The organism is Kitasatospora sp. NPDC093102 (assembly GCF_040683915.1).
In the GTDB taxonomy this organism is placed as follows: Bacteria; Actinomycetota; Actinomycetes; order Streptomycetales; family Streptomycetaceae; genus Kitasatospora.
Map to the genome: position 1 here is coordinate 1 of NZ_JBFBFA010000012.1, position 18,728 is coordinate 18,728.

Annotated in this window: 18 protein-coding genes and 1 pseudogene; 9 read left to right on the forward strand and 10 right to left on the reverse strand. The window is 71.8% G+C overall.

Features of this window, described 5'->3' with window-relative positions:
- The 5 genes and pseudogenes from AB0O11_RS18450 to AB0O11_RS18470 all read right to left on the reverse strand — a co-directional run.
- Window positions 1-321, reverse strand: a pseudogene (locus tag AB0O11_RS18450) (electron transfer flavoprotein subunit beta); the annotation flags it as partial.
- A 367-nt stretch (window positions 322-688) separates the two neighbouring features.
- On the reverse strand, window positions 689-1,486 hold the full coding sequence (locus AB0O11_RS18455; RefSeq protein WP_363387649.1) for a family 1 encapsulin nanocompartment shell protein: 798 nt from the start codon (window positions 1,484-1,486) through the stop codon (window positions 689-691).
- Window positions 1,487-1,511: 25 nt separating this feature from the next.
- Complete coding sequence (locus AB0O11_RS18460; protein ID WP_363387652.1) at window positions 1,512-2,576, reverse strand: Dyp-type peroxidase; 1,065 nt, start codon at window positions 2,574-2,576, stop codon at window positions 1,512-1,514.
- 8 nt (window positions 2,577-2,584) lie between these two features.
- Window positions 2,585-2,770: a hypothetical protein gene (locus tag AB0O11_RS18465; RefSeq protein WP_363387654.1), complete on the reverse strand. Its 186-nt coding sequence runs from the start codon at window positions 2,768-2,770 to the stop codon at window positions 2,585-2,587.
- 185 nt (window positions 2,771-2,955) lie between these two features.
- On the reverse strand, window positions 2,956-4,347 hold the full coding sequence (locus AB0O11_RS18470; RefSeq protein WP_363388066.1) for an MFS transporter: 1,392 nt from the start codon (window positions 4,345-4,347) through the stop codon (window positions 2,956-2,958).
- A 156-nt stretch (window positions 4,348-4,503) separates the two neighbouring features.
- Between AB0O11_RS18470 and AB0O11_RS18475 the strand changes: the two genes are divergently transcribed.
- A complete protein-coding gene (locus AB0O11_RS18475; protein ID WP_363387657.1) occupies window positions 4,504-4,929 on the forward strand; it encodes a helix-turn-helix domain-containing protein in 426 nt (141 codons plus the stop codon).
- A gap of 72 nt (window positions 4,930-5,001) precedes the next feature.
- Here the strand turns inward: AB0O11_RS18475 and AB0O11_RS18480 are convergent, their stop codons facing one another.
- Window positions 5,002-5,625: an FMN reductase gene (locus AB0O11_RS18480; RefSeq protein ID WP_363387660.1), complete on the reverse strand. Its 624-nt coding sequence runs from the start codon at window positions 5,623-5,625 to the stop codon at window positions 5,002-5,004.
- Window positions 5,622-6,719 (reverse strand): LLM class flavin-dependent oxidoreductase, encoded by a 1,098-nt coding sequence (locus AB0O11_RS18485; RefSeq protein ID WP_363387663.1) that lies wholly within the window; start codon window positions 6,717-6,719, stop codon window positions 5,622-5,624. The genes AB0O11_RS18480 and AB0O11_RS18485 overlap by 4 nt, the downstream gene beginning before the upstream one ends.
- 147 nt (window positions 6,720-6,866) lie before the next feature.
- Between AB0O11_RS18485 and AB0O11_RS18490 the strand changes: the two genes are divergently transcribed.
- On the forward strand, window positions 6,867-7,628 hold the full coding sequence (locus AB0O11_RS18490) for a protein phosphatase 2C domain-containing protein (protein ID WP_363387666.1): 762 nt from the start codon (window positions 6,867-6,869) through the stop codon (window positions 7,626-7,628).
- 93 nt (window positions 7,629-7,721) lie between these two features.
- On the opposite strand, the gene AB0O11_RS18495 is transcribed toward AB0O11_RS18490, so the two are convergent.
- Together AB0O11_RS18495 and AB0O11_RS18500 are read right to left on the reverse strand one after the other, a co-directional pair.
- Complete coding sequence (locus AB0O11_RS18495; protein WP_363387669.1) at window positions 7,722-10,016, reverse strand: collagenase; 2,295 nt, start codon at window positions 10,014-10,016, stop codon at window positions 7,722-7,724.
- 559 nt (window positions 10,017-10,575) lie between these two features.
- Window positions 10,576-11,145 (reverse strand): DoxX family protein, encoded by a 570-nt coding sequence (locus AB0O11_RS18500; RefSeq protein WP_363387672.1) that lies wholly within the window; start codon window positions 11,143-11,145, stop codon window positions 10,576-10,578.
- A gap of 212 nt (window positions 11,146-11,357) precedes the next feature.
- Between AB0O11_RS18500 and AB0O11_RS18505 the strand changes: the two genes are divergently transcribed.
- Together AB0O11_RS18505 and AB0O11_RS18510 are read left to right on the forward strand one after the other, a co-directional pair.
- A complete protein-coding gene (locus AB0O11_RS18505; protein ID WP_363387675.1) occupies window positions 11,358-11,954 on the forward strand; it encodes a TIGR03086 family metal-binding protein in 597 nt (198 codons plus the stop codon).
- A 69-nt stretch (window positions 11,955-12,023) separates the two neighbouring features.
- Complete coding sequence (locus tag AB0O11_RS18510; protein WP_363387677.1) at window positions 12,024-12,479, forward strand: hemerythrin domain-containing protein; 456 nt, start codon at window positions 12,024-12,026, stop codon at window positions 12,477-12,479.
- Between the two features lie 18 nt (window positions 12,480-12,497).
- On the opposite strand, the gene AB0O11_RS18515 is transcribed toward AB0O11_RS18510, so the two are convergent.
- A complete protein-coding gene (locus tag AB0O11_RS18515) occupies window positions 12,498-13,286 on the reverse strand; it encodes a VOC family protein (protein WP_363387680.1) in 789 nt (262 codons plus the stop codon).
- A gap of 419 nt (window positions 13,287-13,705) precedes the next feature.
- Between AB0O11_RS18515 and AB0O11_RS18520 the strand changes: the two genes are divergently transcribed.
- The 5 genes from AB0O11_RS18520 (at window position 13,706) to AB0O11_RS18540 (ending at window position 18,723) form a co-directional block, all read left to right on the forward strand.
- Entirely contained in the window at window positions 13,706-14,383 is a 678-nt protein-coding gene (locus AB0O11_RS18520) for a TetR/AcrR family transcriptional regulator (protein ID WP_363387682.1), read from the forward strand.
- Between the two features lie 148 nt (window positions 14,384-14,531).
- Window positions 14,532-16,058 carry an MFS transporter gene (locus tag AB0O11_RS18525; protein ID WP_363387685.1) on the forward strand — a complete coding sequence of 509 codons (1,527 nt, stop codon included), beginning with the start codon at window positions 14,532-14,534 and terminating at the stop codon, window positions 16,056-16,058.
- 582 nt (window positions 16,059-16,640) lie between these two features.
- A complete protein-coding gene (locus AB0O11_RS18530) occupies window positions 16,641-17,555 on the forward strand; it encodes a LysR family transcriptional regulator (RefSeq protein WP_363387688.1) in 915 nt (304 codons plus the stop codon).
- Window positions 17,556-17,631: 76 nt separating this feature from the next.
- Entirely contained in the window at window positions 17,632-18,468 is an 837-nt protein-coding gene (locus tag AB0O11_RS18535; RefSeq protein ID WP_363387691.1) for an acyltransferase domain-containing protein, read from the forward strand.
- A gap of 3 nt (window positions 18,469-18,471) precedes the next feature.
- A complete protein-coding gene (locus tag AB0O11_RS18540) occupies window positions 18,472-18,723 on the forward strand; it encodes an acyl carrier protein (RefSeq protein WP_363387694.1) in 252 nt (83 codons plus the stop codon).
- Window positions 18,724-18,728 lie beyond the last annotated feature (5 nt).

Genomic DNA, 18,728 nt, shown 5'->3' on the forward strand with positions numbered 1-18,728 from the left:
CGCCTTCGCCAGGATCGCCGACGTCCCGATCACGTCCGTACCGTGGATGTCGTCGTCGTTCACGTGCACGGCCTTGTCCGCACCCATCGACAGCGCCTTGCGCAGCGCGTCCTTGGCATCGTCCGGGCCCACCGTCAGCACCGTCACCTCGGCGCCCTCGTTCGCCTCCGCGATCCGCAGCGCCTGCTCCACGCCGTACTCGTCCAGCTCCGACAGGAGGCCGTCCACGCCCTCCCGGTCCGTGGTGTGGTCGTCCGCGAAACGACGGTCACCCGTCGCGTCCGGCACGTGCTTCACACAGACGACGATCCTCAAGCTCATGAGCGGTTCTCCTGTCACGGGTGCACGGATGCAACTGGATCCATGGCCTCAGGCATGCCGAGGGTACTGAGTGCCAAGCCTGGCCCGGGCGCGACCCGCGCACCGCAAGCGCCACCTGGACCGGCATACCGTGTCGGCTCTCTTCGACTGGCGTCAGAGGCTCCAAGGAGAGAATACGGCACTCAGTACCCCTGGTAAAGGAACTCAGTACCCTTCCCGGTTCCCCGGGGCCGGCCGGCGGCCCCGGCCTGGATCAAGGAGGGGGAAGGATGACCTCGGTGCACGGGGAACAGGACGCCCATCTGGTGCTAGGGCCCGTCTTCAAACCCCCGCCTCCGGGCGGACGACGGGGATTTGAAGACGGACCCTAGGCGCGTAGCACGACGGCCGCCTCTCCCGTGTGCACCCGGAATGTCAGCGTCTCCTGCAGATAGAGCTGAATCGTTTCGGCGCTGTGGGAGAGGTAGCCGACCGAGGCGTCCTGGCCGAGGAACAGTTCGAAGTCGCCGCCGCGGGTGGAGAGCAGGTAGGCGCCCTCGATGGCCGGGGCCCAGATGATCTCGCCGTCGAGGAGGCGGGCGAGGTGGTTGTGGACGGGGTAGCCGTGGTCGCTGGTCTCGTTGACGGCGGTGAAGGCGGCGGCGCCGAGCAGGAGTGAGTAGGGGCCGCCGACGCCGGCGAGGCGGAGGACGGTGAGCGCGCGGCTCACGGCCTCCGGGTATTCCCGGACGTCCTCGGGGAGTTGGACCGGGGGGTTGGTGGAGGCGGCGCGGATGCCGTCGATGGCCGCGGCCCGGTAGCCCTCGAAGACGGCGCGGTCCTCGGCCAGGGCCAGGTTGCGGGCCGCGTCCTTGACGGGCTGCCAGTCGGAGTCGCGGGAGCCGCGTTCGACGTCGTCCACGGCGTCGCGGCGGACGGTGAAGGGGACGCGCAGCTCGACCACCGGCTGGGCGGTGCGGGCGCGGGCCTGGATGCCGTCCGTCGGGGGGTCGATGGTGGTCAGGTGGCCGGTGCCGACGGCGGCGAGGGCGGCGCCCTCGGGACCGCTGAGGTCGACCACCCGGCGGCCGGCGATGTGCAGTTTGAAGGTCTGACGGGCCTCCTCCTCGATTTCCTCCCACGCGGCGGCGGAGATCGGGGCGAGGTCCCGGTGGAGGTTGTTCATGTGCGGGGTCCTGTTCAGGGGGCTGTCAGGGGGTCTGCTTGAGGCTGCCGATGCCGAGCGAGCCGTCCCCGGAGACGGCAGCGGTAGCGGCAGCGGGCGCGGAGGAAACCGCGGACGCCGAGGGTTCCGAGGGCGGGGAGTCGAGGAAGTCGGCGGTCGGGACGAAGAACAGCCCACCGGTGACGGCGGTGGAGAAGTCGAGCAGCCGGTCGGTGGTGCCGGGCGGGTTGCCGACGAACATGTTCCGCAGCATCTCCTCGGTCACCCCCGGGTCCGCCGCGTAGCCGATGAAGTAGGTGCCGAACTCGCCGCCGCGGTCGAAGGAGCCGAACGCCATGTTGAACCGGACGATCTTCCGCTCCTCGCCGTCCGGCCCCGTGATCACGGTGAGCGCCACGTGCGAGTCGGCGGGCTTGACGTCGTCGGCCAGCTCGATGTCGCTGAGCTTGGTGCGGCCGACCGCGCCCTCCTGCTCCTCGACGCTCAGCGTGTTCCACTTGTCCAGGTCGTGCAGGTACTTCTGGACGATGACGTAGCTGCCGCCGGCGAACCCCGGGTCCTCCGCGCCGACCAGGGCGGCGCTCACCGCGGCCCGGCCCTCGGGGTTCTCGGTGCCGTCGACGAAGCCCAGCAGGTCCCGGTCGTCGAAGTAGCGGAAGCCCTGGACGGAGTCGACCACGGTGGCCGCCCCGCCGAGCCGGTCGACGAGTTGCCCGGCCAGCTCGAAGCAGAGGTCCATCCGGGCGGCCCGCAGGTGCAGCAGCAGGTCGCCGGGGGTGGCCGGGGCCCGGTGGCGGGTGCCGGCGACCTCCTGGAAGGGGTGCAGGGAGGTGGGCCGGGGGCCGCCGAAGAGGCGGTCCCAGAGTTCCGAGCCGATGCCGGTGACGCAGGTGAGGCCGCCGTCGGGGATCCGGAAGCCGACCGAGCGGCGCAGTCCGGCGAGGTCGGGCAGCAGGTCGCGGACGGCCGCCTCGCCGCCGGGTTCGACCGTGAGGACCAGGAAGATCGCCGCGTCGGTCAGCGGGGAGAGCACGGCCTGCGGGACGGGCCCGGCCGCGGGCCCGCCGGGCTGCTCGGGTTGGATGGTCACGATGCTCCTCAGGACGCCCGGGAGGCGTTCCACTCGGCGCGGTGGTCCGCGGAGATCTGCTTCAGGTGGTGCCCGGGAGCTCGCCGACGCGAGGCGTTGGCGTTGGGGTCGGCGAAGAACCGGGGGCCTGCGACGTGGCCGGGCGCCGGGCAGACGAACAGCGCGAGGACGGGGTTCTCCCGCGGCAGGTTCACGGCAGCCGCTCCCGGTGCGGTGCGGGGACGCCGAACGGGGGATGGACCAGCACTGATCCGATCATGGGAATGATTACATCGCAAAGCAGACAATCCGGCACGACCGGCGCGCATCCGAACGGCCCCGCCGGAGTCCGTCCCGACGGGGCCGTTCGGCTGAGGCGGCCGGCCCCTGCGCGTGGGCGTCAGTCGCGCCGCCGCCCGGCGCCGGTGGCGGCCACCGCGGCACCCAGCACCGCCGAGACGACCGGCACCACCAGGGCCGCCCGGAAGCCCTCCAGCACGGTGGCCCCCGACCCCAGCGCGGCCAGGTTCACCGTGGTCACCACCGAGAGGCCGAGCGCCGCACCGAACTGGAACGAGGTGTTGAGCAGCCCGCCGGCCAGCCCCTGTTCCTCCTCCGCGACCCCTTCGGTGGCCGCGATGGTCAGCGGCCCGTACGCGAGGGCGAAGGCGAGCCCGGTCAGCAGCATGGTCGGGAACATCATCGGGTACGTCCAGTCGGCCCCCACCGGCAGGAACAGCGCGTACGAGAGCACGGCCAGCAGGAAGCCGCCGAGGATCACCCGGGCGTTGCCGAAGCGCTCCACCAGCTTCGGGGTGAGGGTCGGTGCCAGCACCGAGTCCACTCCGATCGCGAGCAGCGCGAGGCCGGTCCGGAGCGGGGACCAGCCGCGCAGGTCCTGGAGGTAGAGGGTGGCGACGAACTGGAAGCCGAAGAACGAGCCGGCGAACAGCACCGCGCCGAGGTTGGCCCGCAGCAACGGCCCGGAGCGCAGGATGCCCAGGCGCACCAGCGGCGCGGGCGAACGCCGCTCGACCACCACGAACGCCGCCAGCAGGACGAGTCCGCCGGCCAGCACGGCGGCGGTGGTGCCGGCCCGCGCGCCCGGCTCGCCGATCCGGACCACGCCGTACACCAGCAGCAGCATCGCACCGGTCACGGCGGCCGCTCCGGCCAGGTCGAAGCGCTCGCCGCGGGCCCGCTCCGGCGCCGCCTCACGGGGGATCAGCGGGACGGCCGCCACCAGCAGCGCGCCGGCCAGCAGCACCGGAGCGAAGAACACCCAGCGCCAGCTGACCGCCGTCAACAGGCCGCCGACCACCAGGCCGAGCGAGAAGCCCGCCGCGGCCGTCCCCGCGTACACCAGCAGCGCCCGGTTGCGCCGCGGGCCCTCGGGGAAGGCGGTGGTGATGATCGACAGCCCGGCCGGGGTCATGAAGGCCGCCGACAGGCCGGTGACGAACCGGGCCAGGATCAGCACCCAGCCCTCGGCGGCCAGGCCGCCGAGGCCGGAGAAGAGGACGAAGACGGTCAGCCAGAGCAGGAACATCCGGCGCCGGCCCAGCAGGTCGGCCGTCCGGCCGCCGAGCAGCATGAACCCGCCGTAGCCCAGCACGTAGGCGCTCAGCACCCAGGACAGCGCCCCGGTGGACATCCCCAGGTCGACGCGGATCGAGGGCAGCGCCACGTTCAGCATGGCGACGTCGATGCCCTCCAGGAAGATCGCGCCGCAGAGCACGGCCAGGACGGCGACGGACCGGCCGCCGGGCCCCGTCGGGCGCTCCTCGGGCACCGGGGCGGCCTCCCGGCCGTTTTCGGGCAGGGCTGATGACACGGACACCTGAGGCTCCTCGGGGAAAGGGGGGCGGCGAGGGCCTCCGACGGTTCTCTTCCGTCCGGCCGGTTCCCTCTTGTAACCACCCGTCATCCTCGGGCAGCATCGGGGATCGTGGAAGAAGGCACTTCAAAGGAACCGACGCACTGCGCGGGTACCGAGGACGGCTACGACGTCCTCCAGTGGGACGTCCGGGAGGACTGCGAGGTACGGCAGATCCTGGACCGGATCGCCGACAAGTGGTCGCTGCTCGTGATCGCCCTGCTGGACCGGCAGTCGCTGCGCTTCACCGAGCTGCGCCGGGCGATCGACGGGGTCAGCCAGCGGATGCTCACCGTCACGCTGCGCCAGCTGGAGCGGGACGGCCTGGTCGAGCGGACGGTCCACCCCGTGGTGCCGCCCCGGGTGGACTACGCGCTGACGCCGCTCGGCCGGACGCTGCACGCCACCATCCAGTCCCTGGTCACCTGGACCGAGGCGCACCAGCGCGAGATCGCGGCCGCGCGGGCCGCGTACGACGCCCGGGAGGACGCGTCCTGAGTCGCGGCGAGGGGCGGATGCGCCTCCTCGCGCACCCGCCCCGCACCCGCCCCTCGCCCGACCCGGTCCGGCTCAGACCCGCAGCGCCGCCAGCTGCTCGGCGAACGGCACCACCTGCTCGGGCAGCGCCGGCGCCGCCGGGCCGCGCCCGGCCAGCAGGGCCGCCAGCTCGCCGGCCGCCCGGTCGATCCGGCGCGGCAGGCCGTCGGTGAGCCCGTCCCCCGCCGCACCCCAGTCGTCGGTGGCCGCGTAGACGGCGGTCGGCAGCACCACCGCGCGCAGGTAGCTGAACAGCGGCCGGACGGCGTGCTCCAGGGCGAGCGAGTGCCGGGCCGTGCCGCCGGTGGCGGCGATCAGCACCGGCTTGCCGGTGAGCGCATCGTTGTCGATCACGTCGAAGAAGGACTTGAACAGACCGCTGTACGAGGCCGTGAAGATCGGCGTCACCGCGATCAGGGCGTCCGCCTCCGTCACCGCCTCGATCGCCGCGCGCAGCCCGGCACCGGGGAAGCCGGTGACGAAGTTGTTGGCTATCTCCACCGCCAGGTCCCGCAGTTCGACCACGGTGACGCCCACCTCCCGCCCCTCCGGGGCGAGTCGGCGCACCGTCGAGTCGGCGAGCCGGTCGGCCAGCAGGCGCGTCGAGGACGGCTTGCTCAGCCCGGCACTCACCACCACCAGCTTGAACGCGGTCACTTGGCCACCTCCACGGCCTTCTCGTCCCGGGCCGCGACCAGCGCGGCGTGGGTCGGCCCGTCCGGCACTCCGGCCGGCCGGCCCTTGGCGAACTCCTCGCGCAGCACCGGCACGACCTCCTCACCGAGCAGGTCCAGCTGCTCCAGCACCGTCTTCAGCGGCAGGCCGGCGTGGTCCATCAGGAACAGCTGGCGCTGGTAGTCGCCGAAGGTCTCGCGGAAGGTCAGGGTCTTCTCGATGACCTCCTGCGGGCTGCCCACGGTCAGCGGGGTCTGCTCGGTGAACTCCTCCAGCGAGGGCCCGTGCCCGTACACCGGCGCGTTGTCGAAGTACGGACGGAACTCGCGCACCGCGTCCTGGGAGTTCTTCCGCATGAACACCTGCCCGCCGAGGCCGACGATCGCCTGCTCGGGCGTGCCGTGGCCGTAGTGGGCGAAGCGCTCGCGGTAGAGCTCGATCAGCTTCTGGAAGTGTTCCTTGGGCCAGAAGATGTTGTTCGCGAAAAAGCCGTCACCGTAGTAGGCGGCCTGCTCGGCGATCTCCGGGCTGCGGATCGAGCCGTGCCAGACGAACGGCGGGACGTCGCCCAGCGGGCGCGGCGTGGAGGTGAAGCCCTGGAGCGGGGTGCGGAAGCGGCCCTGCCAGTCCACGACCTCCTCGCGCCACAGCTGGTGCAGCAGCGCGTAGTTCTCGATCGCGAGCGGGATGCCCTGGCGGATGTCCTTGCCGAACCACGGGTAGACCGGGCCGGTGTTGCCGCGGCCCATCATGACGTCCACCCGGCCCTCCGCCAGGTGCTGGAGCATCGCGTAGTCCTCGGCGATCTTCACCGGGTCGTTGGTGGTGATCAGCGTGGTCGAGGTGGACAGGATGATGCGGTCGGTCTGCGCGGCGATGTAGCCGAGCATGGTCGTCGGCGAGGACGGGACGAACGGCGGGTTGTGGTGCTCGCCCATGGCGAAGACGTCCAGGCCGACCTCCTCGGCCTTGCGGGCGATGGCCACCATGGCCTTGATCCGCTCGTGCTCGGTCGGGGTGCGGCCGGTGGTGGGGTCGGTCGTCACGTCGCCGACGGAGAAGATTCCGAACTGCATGCTGCTCACCAGATCCCAGGTAGTCCAACTTTCAACCACTCTAGCACTCGGGCAGGTGCGGGTATTCCCCCTGGCCGCTTCCCGTTCCCTGCGGGGACAATGAAGAGCACGGGCGGGCAAGGGAAGGCTCCGGAAGGACGGCGGACGATGGGTCCGTACATCGCGGTGAGCGCGCTGAGCCACGAGGGCCTGGTGCGCGAGCACAACGAGGACAGCCTCACGGTCGGACCGTGGACGCTCTGCGCCACCGTGACCACCAACCCGCAGACCCTGCTCTTCCCGCTCGGCCCGCCCTGCGTGGTCGCGGTCTCCGACGGTCTGGGCGGCCACCCCGGCGGCGAGGTGGCCAGCGCCCTGGTCGCCCGGCGGCTCGCCGCCGACGGGGGCACGCTGGACAGCGAGGAGGCTGTCCGCGAGGAGCTCCAGGACTGCAACCGGGCCGTCTACGCAGCCGCCGCCGGGGAACCGGAGCTCGCCGCGATGGGCACCACCGTCGCCGGACTGGTGCTGCTGCCCGAGCAGGTGGTGACCTTCAACGTCGGCGACAGCCGGGTCTACCGGATCACCGCGGACGGACTGCGCCGGGTCAGCGTGGACGACAGCCCACCGCTGCCGCCCGGACAGCGCACCACCTCGGTGGTCACCCAGACGCTGGGCGGCTCGCTCGGGCTCACCTTCGTCGAACCGCACGTCCGGGCCGCGCCGCTGGCCACCGGGGACCGGTACCTGGTGTGCAGCGACGGCCTGACCGACCCGGTGCCCGAGGAGGAGCTGGCCGGGCTGCTGGAACGGTCGTTCGAGGGGGCGGACCGCTCGGACGGCAAGGCGGCGTTCGAACTGTGGAAGGCCGCGATCGAGGCCGGCGGGCCGGACAACATCACCCTGGCACTGGTGCAGGTCGGGGCGTAGGGGCGCCTGGTTCCCGGCGGAACGGACCCGCCCCGGGCGGGGCGCCGTAGCGCTCCGCCCGGGGCGGTCACCTGTCCGTTGGCCGTTCCCGGCTCAGATTTCGCTCGTGACGCTCACCCCGCTGAAGCCCTGCTGGGCGTAGAGGCTGAAGTAGACGTAGCCGGCCGCCGGGTTCGTGACGGTCAGCGTCTCGGAGTTGTCCGGGTTGGTCGACCGCGCGGTGTTGCTGTCGGTGTACGCCCAGCCGGTCGGGTTGTAGTAGAGGTCGCCGTTGCCGGTGCCGCCGCTGGTGGTGATCTTCACCTGCTTGGTGCCGGCCGGCACCAGCAGGTAGAAGTGCGCGTAGTTGCCCGTGGTGGCCGCGACGTTGCTGCGGGTGCAGTTGGCGTCCAACTGCCGGGTGTCGGTGCCGGTGCACTCCGGCAGCTGCGGCGTGGTGGGCGTGCCGCCGCCGTCGGTGGCGCAGGCGCCGGCCGCGCACCTGGTCAGCCAGCTGTCGAAGTCGGCGTCGTAGCGGGTGCCGATGGTGGTCTTCAGGATGGTGCGGGCACCGGCCCAGTCACCGGCCCGGTACTTGGCGAGGACCGCGTCCATGTCGGAGCGGTGCTGCTCCAGCATGTAGCGCACGGCCAGGTAGCCCCAGCGGTAGACCCGGTCCTGGTCACCGTAGGCGGTGTCGAACAGGTCGCTCAGCTTGTAGGTGTGCCGGGCGGCGGCCGCGATGGCACCGTCGTTGTTCACCTTGCGGTACGAGTAGGAGACGTACTCCGCGAAGCCCTCGACCCACCAGACGGTCGGGGTGGTCATGCCGGCGTTGAAGTCGCCGTACATGTCGAACCGGCCGTCGAGGTAGTGGGTGTACTCGTGGTTGAGGTTCCAGATCTCGAAGGACGGACGGGCCCACTCGGCCTCGTAGCAGAGGAAGCGCGGCTGGTTGCCGACCGTGGCCGGCTGGCCCTCCAGGTACATGCCGCCGTTGTTGGTGTCGATGCCGTAGATCGCGGCGGCCAGCACCTGGTAGTCGAGCGAGGAGTGGAAGACCACGACCTCGATCGTGTTGTTGTTGTCGTCCTTGACCGGGCCGGTGTCCTTGGCCACCGAGTGGAAGAACGCGTCCTGGCCGGTCAGGCTGGTGCAGGCGGTGCCCAGCTGGGTGCTGTCCAGCGCTTGGGCGATCAGCTTGATGCTCGGGCTGCAGGTGTAGTTCACCGTCAGCACGCCGGCCTTGAGCTGGTCGGCCTTGTTGCAGGTGCCGTAGTACGAGCAGTTGCCGACGTCGTAGTAGTCGACGCCCTCGGCGACCGCGGCCCACTGGTAGACGGTGCGGCCCTTCGGCTCGGACTTGTCGACCAGCCCCTTGGCGAGCGGACGGACCTTGACCTGGAGGGCCGTGTCCTTCAGGAAGCGGGTCAGCTCCTTGGTCGCGTTGTAGACCAGCACGCCGTAGGTGTCGCCGAGCAGGCCGTTGTTGCGGGCCGCGAAGTCGGACAGCGAGTCCAGCACGCTCGGGTCGGCCTCGACGGCCGCGTCGAAGCCGGGCACCTGGTGGCCGCGGAACAGCACGGTGAACACCGGGTTGACCGCCCAGGCCATGCCGGCCGGGTTCCAGGTGTCGGCCTTGTAGTCGCCCAGCAGCCGCTTGACCACCGGCAGGTAGCGGACGTTCTCCTGCGCGCTGTCGATCAGGGTGACCGCCTCGCCCAGGATGGGCCCGTTGCCCGGGGCGACGTCACGCGAGTGCGCGCTGTTGAAGAAGGAGTCCAGGCCGGACTGGATCGCGGTCTTGAGGCCGGCGCCGTACTCGCCGACGTCCTCCTTGTGGTACCACTGCACGAAGTAGCCGGCGCGCAGGTAGAGCACCAGCTGCTCGACGGAGGTGGAGTTGTCGCCGGGGTAGTTGGCCGCCGCGTCGCGCAGCGCGTAGGCCACCGTGCTCATCTGCTCCTCGCGGAACGCGCCCCGCGCGTCGCCGCCGGTGAGCTGGAACAGGCTGTTGATGCACTGGATGTCGGCATCCTTGATGTGCTGGACCAGGTCGCTGCCGGTCCGGCCGGAGAAGTCGCCGACGGTACAGGGCTTTTCGGCCGCCACGCCGAGGCTGAAGGCCTTGGCGGCCGGCCGGACCTCGGCCGGCCGGGTGTCGACCGGGAGCGGGGCGCGCTGGTCCGCCGATGCCAACTGCTGCCCGCTGTCGGCTCGTTCGGTGGCGCCGATGGCGGGCTGCGGGGCCGGCCCGGTCGGGACGGGCGCGGGCGTGCCGCCCGGGGTGGGGGTGGCGGGGGCGGCCTGGGACTGCGGGGCGAACAGGCCGACCGCCAGGAACAGGGACAGGACGAGCGTCAACAAGCGTGCCAGCTGCGGGAGTCGCAGCAGACGTGAAGGACTCACGTGGGGGCCTCCGGGCCGTCGTCGACCGCGACGTGGGGTCGCGGCCGGTGGGGGTGTCGAGGACCGTTGGTGACGGCGCCGCGTGGGGGCGGCGGTTCCGTCGGGCACGGTGGGGGATGTGACATGTACCATGGCACATCCCACTTGCCCTTGGGAACCCGGGGCGTTGTGCGCGGTTTGCGGGGAATTGAGTCAGGACCCGTGATGACGGTCCGCCAAAAGACCCGCCCCGGGCGGGCCGCCGTAGCGCTCCGCCCGGGGCGGTCACCTGTCCGGCCTGCCGGAGTCGGCTCAGAATTCGCTCGTGACGCTCACCCCGCTGAAGCCCTGCTGGGCGTAGAGGCTGAAGAAGACGTAGCCGGCCGGCGGGTTGCCGACGGTCAGCGTCTCCGAGTTGTCCGGACATGTACCATTTCACACATCACACAACATTGTGACGACCTTTACCCGAGGTCCACTCATTCGCAAAAGCGTGAAGGGCATGGCGACGGGTCGTCACCATGCCCTTTCCACTGACGGAACGGGGAATTCCGGGTTTTCTCCGGCCACCCCCGGGCGGCTACTTGCGGAGCAGCAGGATCACGCCCGCCGTCACCAGCCCGACCACGACGGCGGCCACGCCGTACGCCAGGCGGTGCGCCCGCAGCACCGGCAGGAAGCGATCCACGGCGTAGCGGCCGGGGCCGGTCAGGGCGAGCGCGGCGGCACCGGCGGTCAGCAGCAGTTCGTACTCGCTGCCCTTCGGGGCGAAGAAGCCGCCGCCCCAGGTGACGGCTATCGCGTTGACCATCGTGCCGACGATCGCGGCACCCGCGAGCGGGGTCAGCAGGCCGACGGCGAGGGCGAGTCCGCCCAGCGTCTCGGTGAGGCCCGCCACCACGGCCATGGCGTGGCCGGCCGGGTAGCCGCTCATGGTGAAGAACTGACCGGTGCCGTCGATCCCACCGCCGCCGAACCAGCCGAACAGCTTCTGACTGCCGTGCGCGGCCATGGTCAGGCCGAGGACCAGGCGCAGGAGCAGGAGTCCGGCGTCGTAGGCGTGCGGGGAGGTCGTCGCGGACCCGGAGGTGTCCCGGGCCGGGCTGACGGTGGTGGCGGCGGCGGTCGTGCTCGGGCTGCTGCTCGGCATGCGCGTCTCCATCGATCGGGGTTCGGTCGTCGTCCGGCGCGGCCGGACGTGGTCACTGGTCGTGGTGGTGCGGCGGGCAGGGGTCGTCACCCCGCGTCGTTGTTCAAATTTGAACCTGCCGCTCTCCCGACCGTACCTCGAAGTTCGAATTTGAACAACTGACGGACCGTCGGCGACTCGCGGGCCCCGCGCGGGCCGGGGAGGGTGGAGACATGGCTCAACACAGGCAACACCGACGGGAGTCGCGGACCGGCGCCCCGTACGCCGAGGCGCTGGACGCCTTCGGCGAGCGCGTCCGGCTGATCACCCCCGGCCAGTGGGACTCCCCCACCCCGTGCGGCGGCTGGTCCGTCCGCGACCTGGTCAACCACCTCACCGGCGAGCAGCTCTGGGTGCCCGAACTGCTGATGGGCGCCACCATCGGCGAGGTCGGCGGACGCTTCGACGGCGATGTGCTCGGCGACGACCCGGCCACCGCCTGGACCGACGCCGCCGAGGCCGCCCGGAAGGCCTGGGCCGTCCCGGGCGCCACCGAGCTGACCGTCCACCTCTCCTACGGGGACGTCTCCGGCCACTACTACCTGGACCAGCTCACCACCGACCTGGTGATCCACTCCTGGGACCTCGCCCAGGGCATCGGACGGCGCACCCGGCTCCCGGCCGGGCTCGTCGAGTTCGCGCTCGGTGAGTTCGCCGGGTACGGGGACCTCTCCGGCAGCGGGCTCTTCGACCCGCCGCTGCCGGTGCCCGAGGACGCCGGCCCGCAGACCCGGCTGCTCGCCCTCACCGGGCGGCGGGACGGAGGGTGACCGGACGCGCCTCCCGGTGCCGGATACTGGAAGCCGGGGGAAGTCTTCCGTGCGAGAGGCGGGCGGGCCATGAGCCGCAGGCCTGACATCCTCGGCGAGTTCACCGCCGACCACCGGGCGGCCATCGAGCTGCTCGACCGGATCGAGGCCGCGCCGGCCGACGACCCCGGGCGCGGCGAGCTGGTCTCCCGGCTGACCGACCTGCTGTTCACCCACTGCGCCGCCGAGGAGGAGCACCTCTTCCCGGCGGTCCAGCACGACGTGCCCGACGGCGGGGCCCTGGTGTTCCGCAGCATCCAGGACCACCTGGCGATCGGGCAGTACCTGGCCGACCTCCAGGGGCTCGGACCGGCCGACCCGGCCTTCGACACCCTGCTGCAGAGCCTCGCCGAAACCCTGCGGCGGCACCTGCGCGACGAGGAGGAACAGCTCTTCCCGGCCACCCGCAAAACCCTGCCCGCCGCCACCCGCGCCGCACTGGGCGACCGGCTGCGGGCGGAGCGGGCGGAGCTGGACGCCTCCTAGAGCACCCCTCGGGCCTGCTCAGTCCTTCGGGCTGATCACGGCGAACCGGGCGCCCTCGCGGTCCCGCAGCCGCGCCACCCGCCCGTACGGGGAGTCGAAGGCCGGCCCGATCGCCCCGCCGCCCAGCTCCACGGCCCGGGCCAGCGCCCGGTCGGTGTCCGGGACGGCGAAGGACACCTCCCAGTGCGGCGGCATCCCGGCCGGGCCGCCCGCCTGCTCCCTGGCCAGCGCCGCGACGCTGTGCCCCTCGGCGCGCAGCACCACCCGGTCGTGCTCCCAGCGGACGTCGAAGCGCTCCGGGTCCCGGCCGTCCCAGCGGAACACCTCGCCGTAGAACAACGCCGCCGCGAACGGGTCCGGGGTGCGCAGCTCGATCCAGACCGGCGCCCCGGGCAGGTCCAGCTTCCGGGCCCGGCCCGGCGGGCCCTCCCAGATGCCGAACACCGCGCCCACCGGGTCCGCCGCGAAGGCCACCCGCCCGGCGTCGAAGGCCAACGGGCCGACGGCCAGGGTGGCACCGCGCTCACGCACCGCGTCGGCGGCGGCGTCGGCGCTCTCCGTGCCGAAGTAGCTGGTCCACGCGAGCGGGACCGCCCCGAAGCCGGCGACGCCCAGCCCGGCCACCGCCTCCCCGCCGGTCACCGCGTGCACGTACGGCCCGAAGCGGTCCGGACCGGGCTCGAACTCCCAGCCGAGCAGCGGCCCGTAGAACCCCTCGGCATCCCCCAGGTCCCGGGCCATCAGGCTCACCCAGCACGGCACGGCCGCCACACAGCGCACCTTGGCGGCCATCTCACCGCTGCCCATCGCGAACCTCCTCGCCCACCCGGCCGCCGGGCTCCTCCCGACTCCCACGACCCACCGGCCGCCCGGGACGCCCACAGCCTAGGCCGCCACCCGCACCGCCCCGGGGAAGCCATGCCCGGGATCGGCGCACCCGGTTCTCGAGGGGCTCGGCGTCCGGGGAGATGCCCACGGGGCCGGAGAGGTGGACGACCTCGCCGAAGGGGAGGGTCCGGTCGGTCTCGCAGCGGACGCCGTCGGGCCGGCTGTGGACGACGATGATCACGGGCTGGGTTCTGACGACAGTGGAATCCGGCCACCGACTCTCCAATGTGACGCAGGTCACACATGGAGGGGAAATTCCGGGGACGGATTCCCCGTTTTCGAGTACGTTGGCAGAACCGGGGAGAACTTCCCCGGTATCCTGATGAGGAGCAGTCGCCGTGACCACCACCGCCGAGTCGGTCCGTCCCACGGGGAGCGCGCGTACGCCGAAGCTGCGTGCGGACGCGAGCCGGAACCGGGAGCGGATCGTGCTGGCGGCCCGGGACGCGTTCGTCGAGCACGGTGCGGATGCACCGCTGGACGAGATCGCGAAGCGGGCGGGGGTCGGCAACGCCACCCTGTACCGGAACTTCCCGGACCGGGTGGCACTGATCCGCGAGGTGGCGGTACTCGTCAAGAACCGCGTCCTGGCGCTCGCCGAGACGGCGACGGCGGAGGCGGACGCTCCTGACGGCGGCGGCCCGTTCGACGCCCTCCAGCGGTTCGCGCACGCGTCCGTCGGGGAGAAGGTCGGCGGCCTCTGCACCTTGTTCAGCAACCATGTCGACCCGCACGACCCGGAGTTGAGCGAGATCCGGGAACGCCTGCAGGCCGCCGTGGGCGGACTGATGGAGCGCGCCCGGGCCGCGGGCGAGCTGCGGTCGGACATCGACCACGGTGACCTGTTCATCGCGATGAGCCAGCTGACCCGGCCGCTGCCGAACACCTCCTGCCGACTGCTCGACGAGTTCGTCCACCGACACCTGCAGATCTTCCTGGACGGCCTGCGCGCGCCGGCCCGTTCGGCCCTGCCCGGCCGGGCCGCGACCTTCGAGGACTTCCAGCCCCAGAACTGACCGACCACCAGTACCGACCGTCCGACGACGCGCGCTGCCGCGCCCCGGCACGCCCTTCGACCGCACGTTCCCCGTACGGCAACCCACCGTTGCCGTACGGCACTCGACCGTTCACGCACACCACACGCACCCTGAAGTGAGTACCCCCATGCCTCAAGCCGACGCCCGACCGGCGACGCTGCCCGATCCCCGGCGCTGGAAGGCGCTGATATTCATCGGCCTCGCCCAGCTGATGGTCGTCCTCGACGCGACCATCGTGAACATCGCCCTGCCGTCCGCGCAGCGCGACCTGGGCATCTCCGACGGCAACCGCCAGTGGGTGATCACCGCCTACGCGCTGGCCTTCGGCGGCCTGCTGCTGTTCGGCGGCCGGATCGCGGACCTCTGGGGCCGCAAGCGGACCTTCATCGTGGGCCTGACCGGCTTCGCCCTCGCCTCCGCGCTCGGCGGCGCCGCGGCCAACACCGCGATGCTGCTCGGCGCCCGCGCACTCCAGGGCGTGTTCGGCGCGCTGCTCGCGCCGGCCGCGCTGTCGCTGCTCGCGGTGACCTTCACCGAGGCCAGGGAGCGCGCCAAGGCCTTCGGCATCTACGGTGCGATCGCCGGTGGCGGTGGCGCCATCGGTCTGATCCTCGGCGGCCTGCTCACCGAGTACATGAACTGGCGCTGGACCTTCTTCGTCAACATCCCGTTCGCCATCGTGGCCGCCGCGGGCGCCGTGCTGGTGATCCGCGAGCCCGCCGAGGGCCGCAACCGCAACAAGCTGGACGTCCCCGGCGTGCTGCTGGTGACCGCCGGCCTGGTCTCGCTGGTCTACGGCTTCACCCGCGCCGAGTCCGACGGCTGGTCGTCCGGCAGCACCGTGGGGCTGTTCGTCGCGGCCGCCGTGCTGCTGTCCGCCTTCGTCGTGGTGGAGCTCCTGGTCAAGGCCCCGCTGCTGCCGCTGCGCGTGGTGCTCGACCGCAACCGCGGCGGGGTGTACCTGTCGCTGGGCATGGCCGTGATCGGCATGTTCGGTCTGTTCCTCTTCCTGACCTACTACCTCCAGATCGTGCTCGGCTACAGCCCGGTGCTCACCGGTGTGGCCTTCCTGCCGATGGTGGCGGGCATGATCACCGGCTCGACCCAGATCGGCGCCCGGCTGATGACCCGGGTCCCGGCCCGCTACCTGATGGCGCCGGGCTTCCTGGTCGCCTCGGCCGGCATGTTCCTGCTGGCCCACATCGGCCTGGACACCTCCTACCCGGCGCTGATCCTGCCCGGCCTCGTCCTGATGGGCCTCGGCATGGGTACCGCGTTCATGCCGGCCATGAGCCTCGCCACGCACGGCGTCCAGCCGCGCGACGCGGGTGTGGCCTCGGCGATGGTCAACACCTCGCAGCAGGTCGGCGGCGCCATCGGCACCGCGCTGCTGAACACCATCGCGGCGAGCGCGACCACCAGCTGGCTGACCTCGCACGCCGGCGCCGCCGCCACCTCTCCGGCGGCCGCCAAGGCCATGCAGTTCCAGGGCATGGTGCACGGCTTCACCACCGCGATCTGGGTGTCCTTCGGAATCCTGGTGGCGGCCGCCGCGGTCGCCTTCACCTTCGTCAACGCCGGCCGGCCGGGTGCCGCGGCGGGCTCGGACACGGGCGCGGCGAAGGAGAACGAGGTGCCGGTGCTGGTGCACTGACGCCCTTGGGGTTGCTCGGGTGCGTACGCGGCCCGTCCGGTGTCCTCCACGACACCGGGCGGGCCGCTCGCCGTTTCCCCGGGGACGGCCCGGGGCCGGACGGGACCGCGGGCGAGCCCCGGGCCGCCGGGCTCCGAAGCGGGGGGCCCGCGGAATCCGGGCCACCGGATACGCCCGCGAGTTCCTCACATTCCGGTCCCAAGGCGCGCTTGTTCCACGGTCGACCCGTCGCCTATGGTGAGCGAAGCACTTCGCTCCGTGTGCACCCCCTCGCGCATTTCCGGCAAACCCCCTGGGCCTGCGCTTTTACGTTTTTGACACGCTCACGACATAGAGCGTTCCGCAGTGCCCGCCCGACAGCCAGCTCCTCGCTCCCGAAACCAGCGGAGGGTTCCGCCATGTCGCCGTCGCACCCGCACGTCCGGTCCCGCCGGCCGGAGTTCCACCGTCCCGGCCCCGGAAGGACGGCCAGTGCGCAGAGACGGTCCCGGCGGAGCGCGCACCAGGCCTGACGCGGCCGGAAACGCGCACGAACCGCACCCCACGATCCGTTCTCCCGAGAAACTCCTCCGGACGTGATGAATGACCGACCGCCTGGACTTCAGCCTCACGCAGTTGCGCTACTTCGTGGAATCGGCCGAACTCGGCAACATCTCGGAAGCGGCCGAGAAACTCAGAGCCTCACAATCGACCGTCTCCTCGGCCATCATGCGGCTGGAACGCCAGCTCGGCGTGCAACTCCTGCTCCGCCACCACGCCCGCGGGGTCACCCTCACCCCGAACGGGCGGCACCTGCTGCTCGGCGCCCGCGCCCTGCTGGGACAGGCCAGGAGCCTCCAGGAACAGGGGGACGCGCTGGCCGGCGGCATCGAGGGCCGGCTCGGCCTCGGCTTCCTCACCCCGGTGGCCCCGGTCCTGCTCCCCCGGACCCACCGGGTCACTGCGGAACGGCACGCCGGCCTGCGGCTGGCCACCAGGGAGGAACCGGCCGACCGGCTGCTGGCGCTGCTCCGGGAAGGGCAGTGCGAACTGGCCGTCACCTACGACTTCCTGAGCGGCGACACCCGGTTCGTCCCGCTGGCCGAGCTGCCCCTGCGGGCGCTCCTCGCGGACGACGACCCCTGTGGCCGCGGCGGCCCCGTCCGCCTGGCCGAGCTCGCCGAGCGGCCGTTCGTCGCCCTCGACGACCCGCCGCTGATGCTCCACTTCGAGAAGTTCTTCGCCGACGTCGGCGTCCCGCTGCCGCCGGTGATCACCGCGGCCGGACCGGAGACCGTCCGCGGCCTGGTGGCTGCCGGATGCGGGTTCACCCTGGTCCACCAGCGCGTCCACCGGGCCACGGCGCCGGACGGCGGGCGGCTCCGCCCGGTGGAACTCGCGGAGGACACGCCGACCGCGTCGCTCGGCGTGGCCACCGCGCCCGGCCTCGCCCTCGACCGGCGCGGCCGGGCCGTCCTGAACGTCCTCAGGTCGGTGGTCCCGGCCAGCCGTCTGTGACGCCGAGGCGCGCCGTCGTCGCCACACACATCCCCCTCAACCACGCGACACACGCCGGAGGAATGCCGTGTTCGCCATGCTCTTCGCCGGTCAGGGCAGCCAGCACAAGGGAATGGGCTCCGAGGTCCTCGAACGCTACCCGGGACTGGTCGGATTCGCCTCCGACCTGCTGGGGTACGACCTGGCCACCCTGTGCACGAAGGACCCGGACCGCCTGCTCTCCCGGACCGAGTACACCCAGCCGGCGATCTTCGTCGTCAACGCCCTGCACAGCTTCGAGCACACCCACCGGGAGGACCGCCCGGCGGACGTCTACCTCGGGCACAGCCTCGGCGAGTACAACGCCCTTCTGGCCGCCGGGGTCTTCGACTTCGAGACCGGGCTGCGGCTCGTCGCCAAGCGCGGCGAGCTCATGGCCGCGGCCTCCGAGGGCGGCATGGCCGCCGTGCTGGACACCCCCGAGGAGCGGTTGCTGGGGATCCTCGCCGACCACGGCGTCGACGGCGTCGACATCGCCGGCCTGAACACCCCCTCACAACTCGTCATCGCGGCCACTCCCCCCGTGCTGACCGCCGCGATCGGCTGTCTGGAGGAGCAGGGGATCCGGGTGGCGCGGCTGAAGGTGAGCGCGCCCTTCCACTCCCGCTACATGGAACCGGCCCGCGAACGGTTCGCGGAATTCCTCACCGGCTTCACGTTCGCCGCCCCCGGAACGCCCGTCGTCTCGAACGTCACCGCCCGGCCGCACCGGCCGGAGGACACCGCCCGACTCCTGGCCGAACAGCTCGTCGCCCCGGTGCGCTGGACCGACTGCGTACGAAGTCTCGTCGACCGCGACGGCGTCCTGGAGTTCACCGAGATCGGGGGCACCGCCCTCACCCGCATGGTCGACAAAATCACCTCTGGAGCCTGAACGATGGAATCGACGACCGACACGATCCGGACGTACCTGGAGGAGCGCTTCCTCTTCGAGTTCGACGAGGAGATCACCCCGAACACCGACCTGTTCAAGGCCGGCGTGATCGACTCCTTCGGCTACGTCAGGATGATGAAATTCCTGGAGTCCGAATTCTCCATGGTCCTCGACAGCGACGAGATCCTCATGGACGTCCTCGTCTCGCTCGACGCGATCGACGGATTCGTCCAGAAGAAGCTCGCCGGCAACTGAGGGGA

What these genes read in the sequence shown, in the direction of transcription:
- AB0O11_RS18530 (WP_363387688.1), top strand. Translation starts at nt 16,641, where the DNA reads ATGACCGACCGCCTGGACTTCAGCCTCACGCAGTTGCGCTACTTCGTG.
- AB0O11_RS18490 (WP_363387666.1), top strand. Translation starts at nt 6,867, where the DNA reads ATGGGTCCGTACATCGCGGTGAGCGCGCTGAGCCACGAGGGCCTGGTG.
- AB0O11_RS18525 (WP_363387685.1), top strand. Translation starts at nt 14,532, where the DNA reads ATGCCTCAAGCCGACGCCCGACCGGCGACGCTGCCCGATCCCCGGCGC.
- AB0O11_RS18510 (WP_363387677.1), top strand. Translation starts at nt 12,024, where the DNA reads ATGAGCCGCAGGCCTGACATCCTCGGCGAGTTCACCGCCGACCACCGG.
- AB0O11_RS18535 (WP_363387691.1), top strand. Translation starts at nt 17,632, where the DNA reads ATGCTCTTCGCCGGTCAGGGCAGCCAGCACAAGGGAATGGGCTCCGAG.
- AB0O11_RS18500 (WP_363387672.1), bottom strand. Translation starts at nt 11,145, where the DNA reads ATGCCGAGCAGCAGCCCGAGCACGACCGCCGCCGCCACCACCGTCAGC.
- AB0O11_RS18540 (WP_363387694.1), top strand. Translation starts at nt 18,472, where the DNA reads ATGGAATCGACGACCGACACGATCCGGACGTACCTGGAGGAGCGCTTC.
- AB0O11_RS18515 (WP_363387680.1), bottom strand. Translation starts at nt 13,286, where the DNA reads ATGGGCAGCGGTGAGATGGCCGCCAAGGTGCGCTGTGTGGCGGCCGTG.
- AB0O11_RS18485 (WP_363387663.1), bottom strand. Translation starts at nt 6,719, where the DNA reads ATGCAGTTCGGAATCTTCTCCGTCGGCGACGTGACGACCGACCCCACC.
- AB0O11_RS18455 (WP_363387649.1), bottom strand. Translation starts at nt 1,486, where the DNA reads ATGAACAACCTCCACCGGGACCTCGCCCCGATCTCCGCCGCCGCGTGG.
- AB0O11_RS18505 (WP_363387675.1), top strand. Translation starts at nt 11,358, where the DNA reads ATGGCTCAACACAGGCAACACCGACGGGAGTCGCGGACCGGCGCCCCG.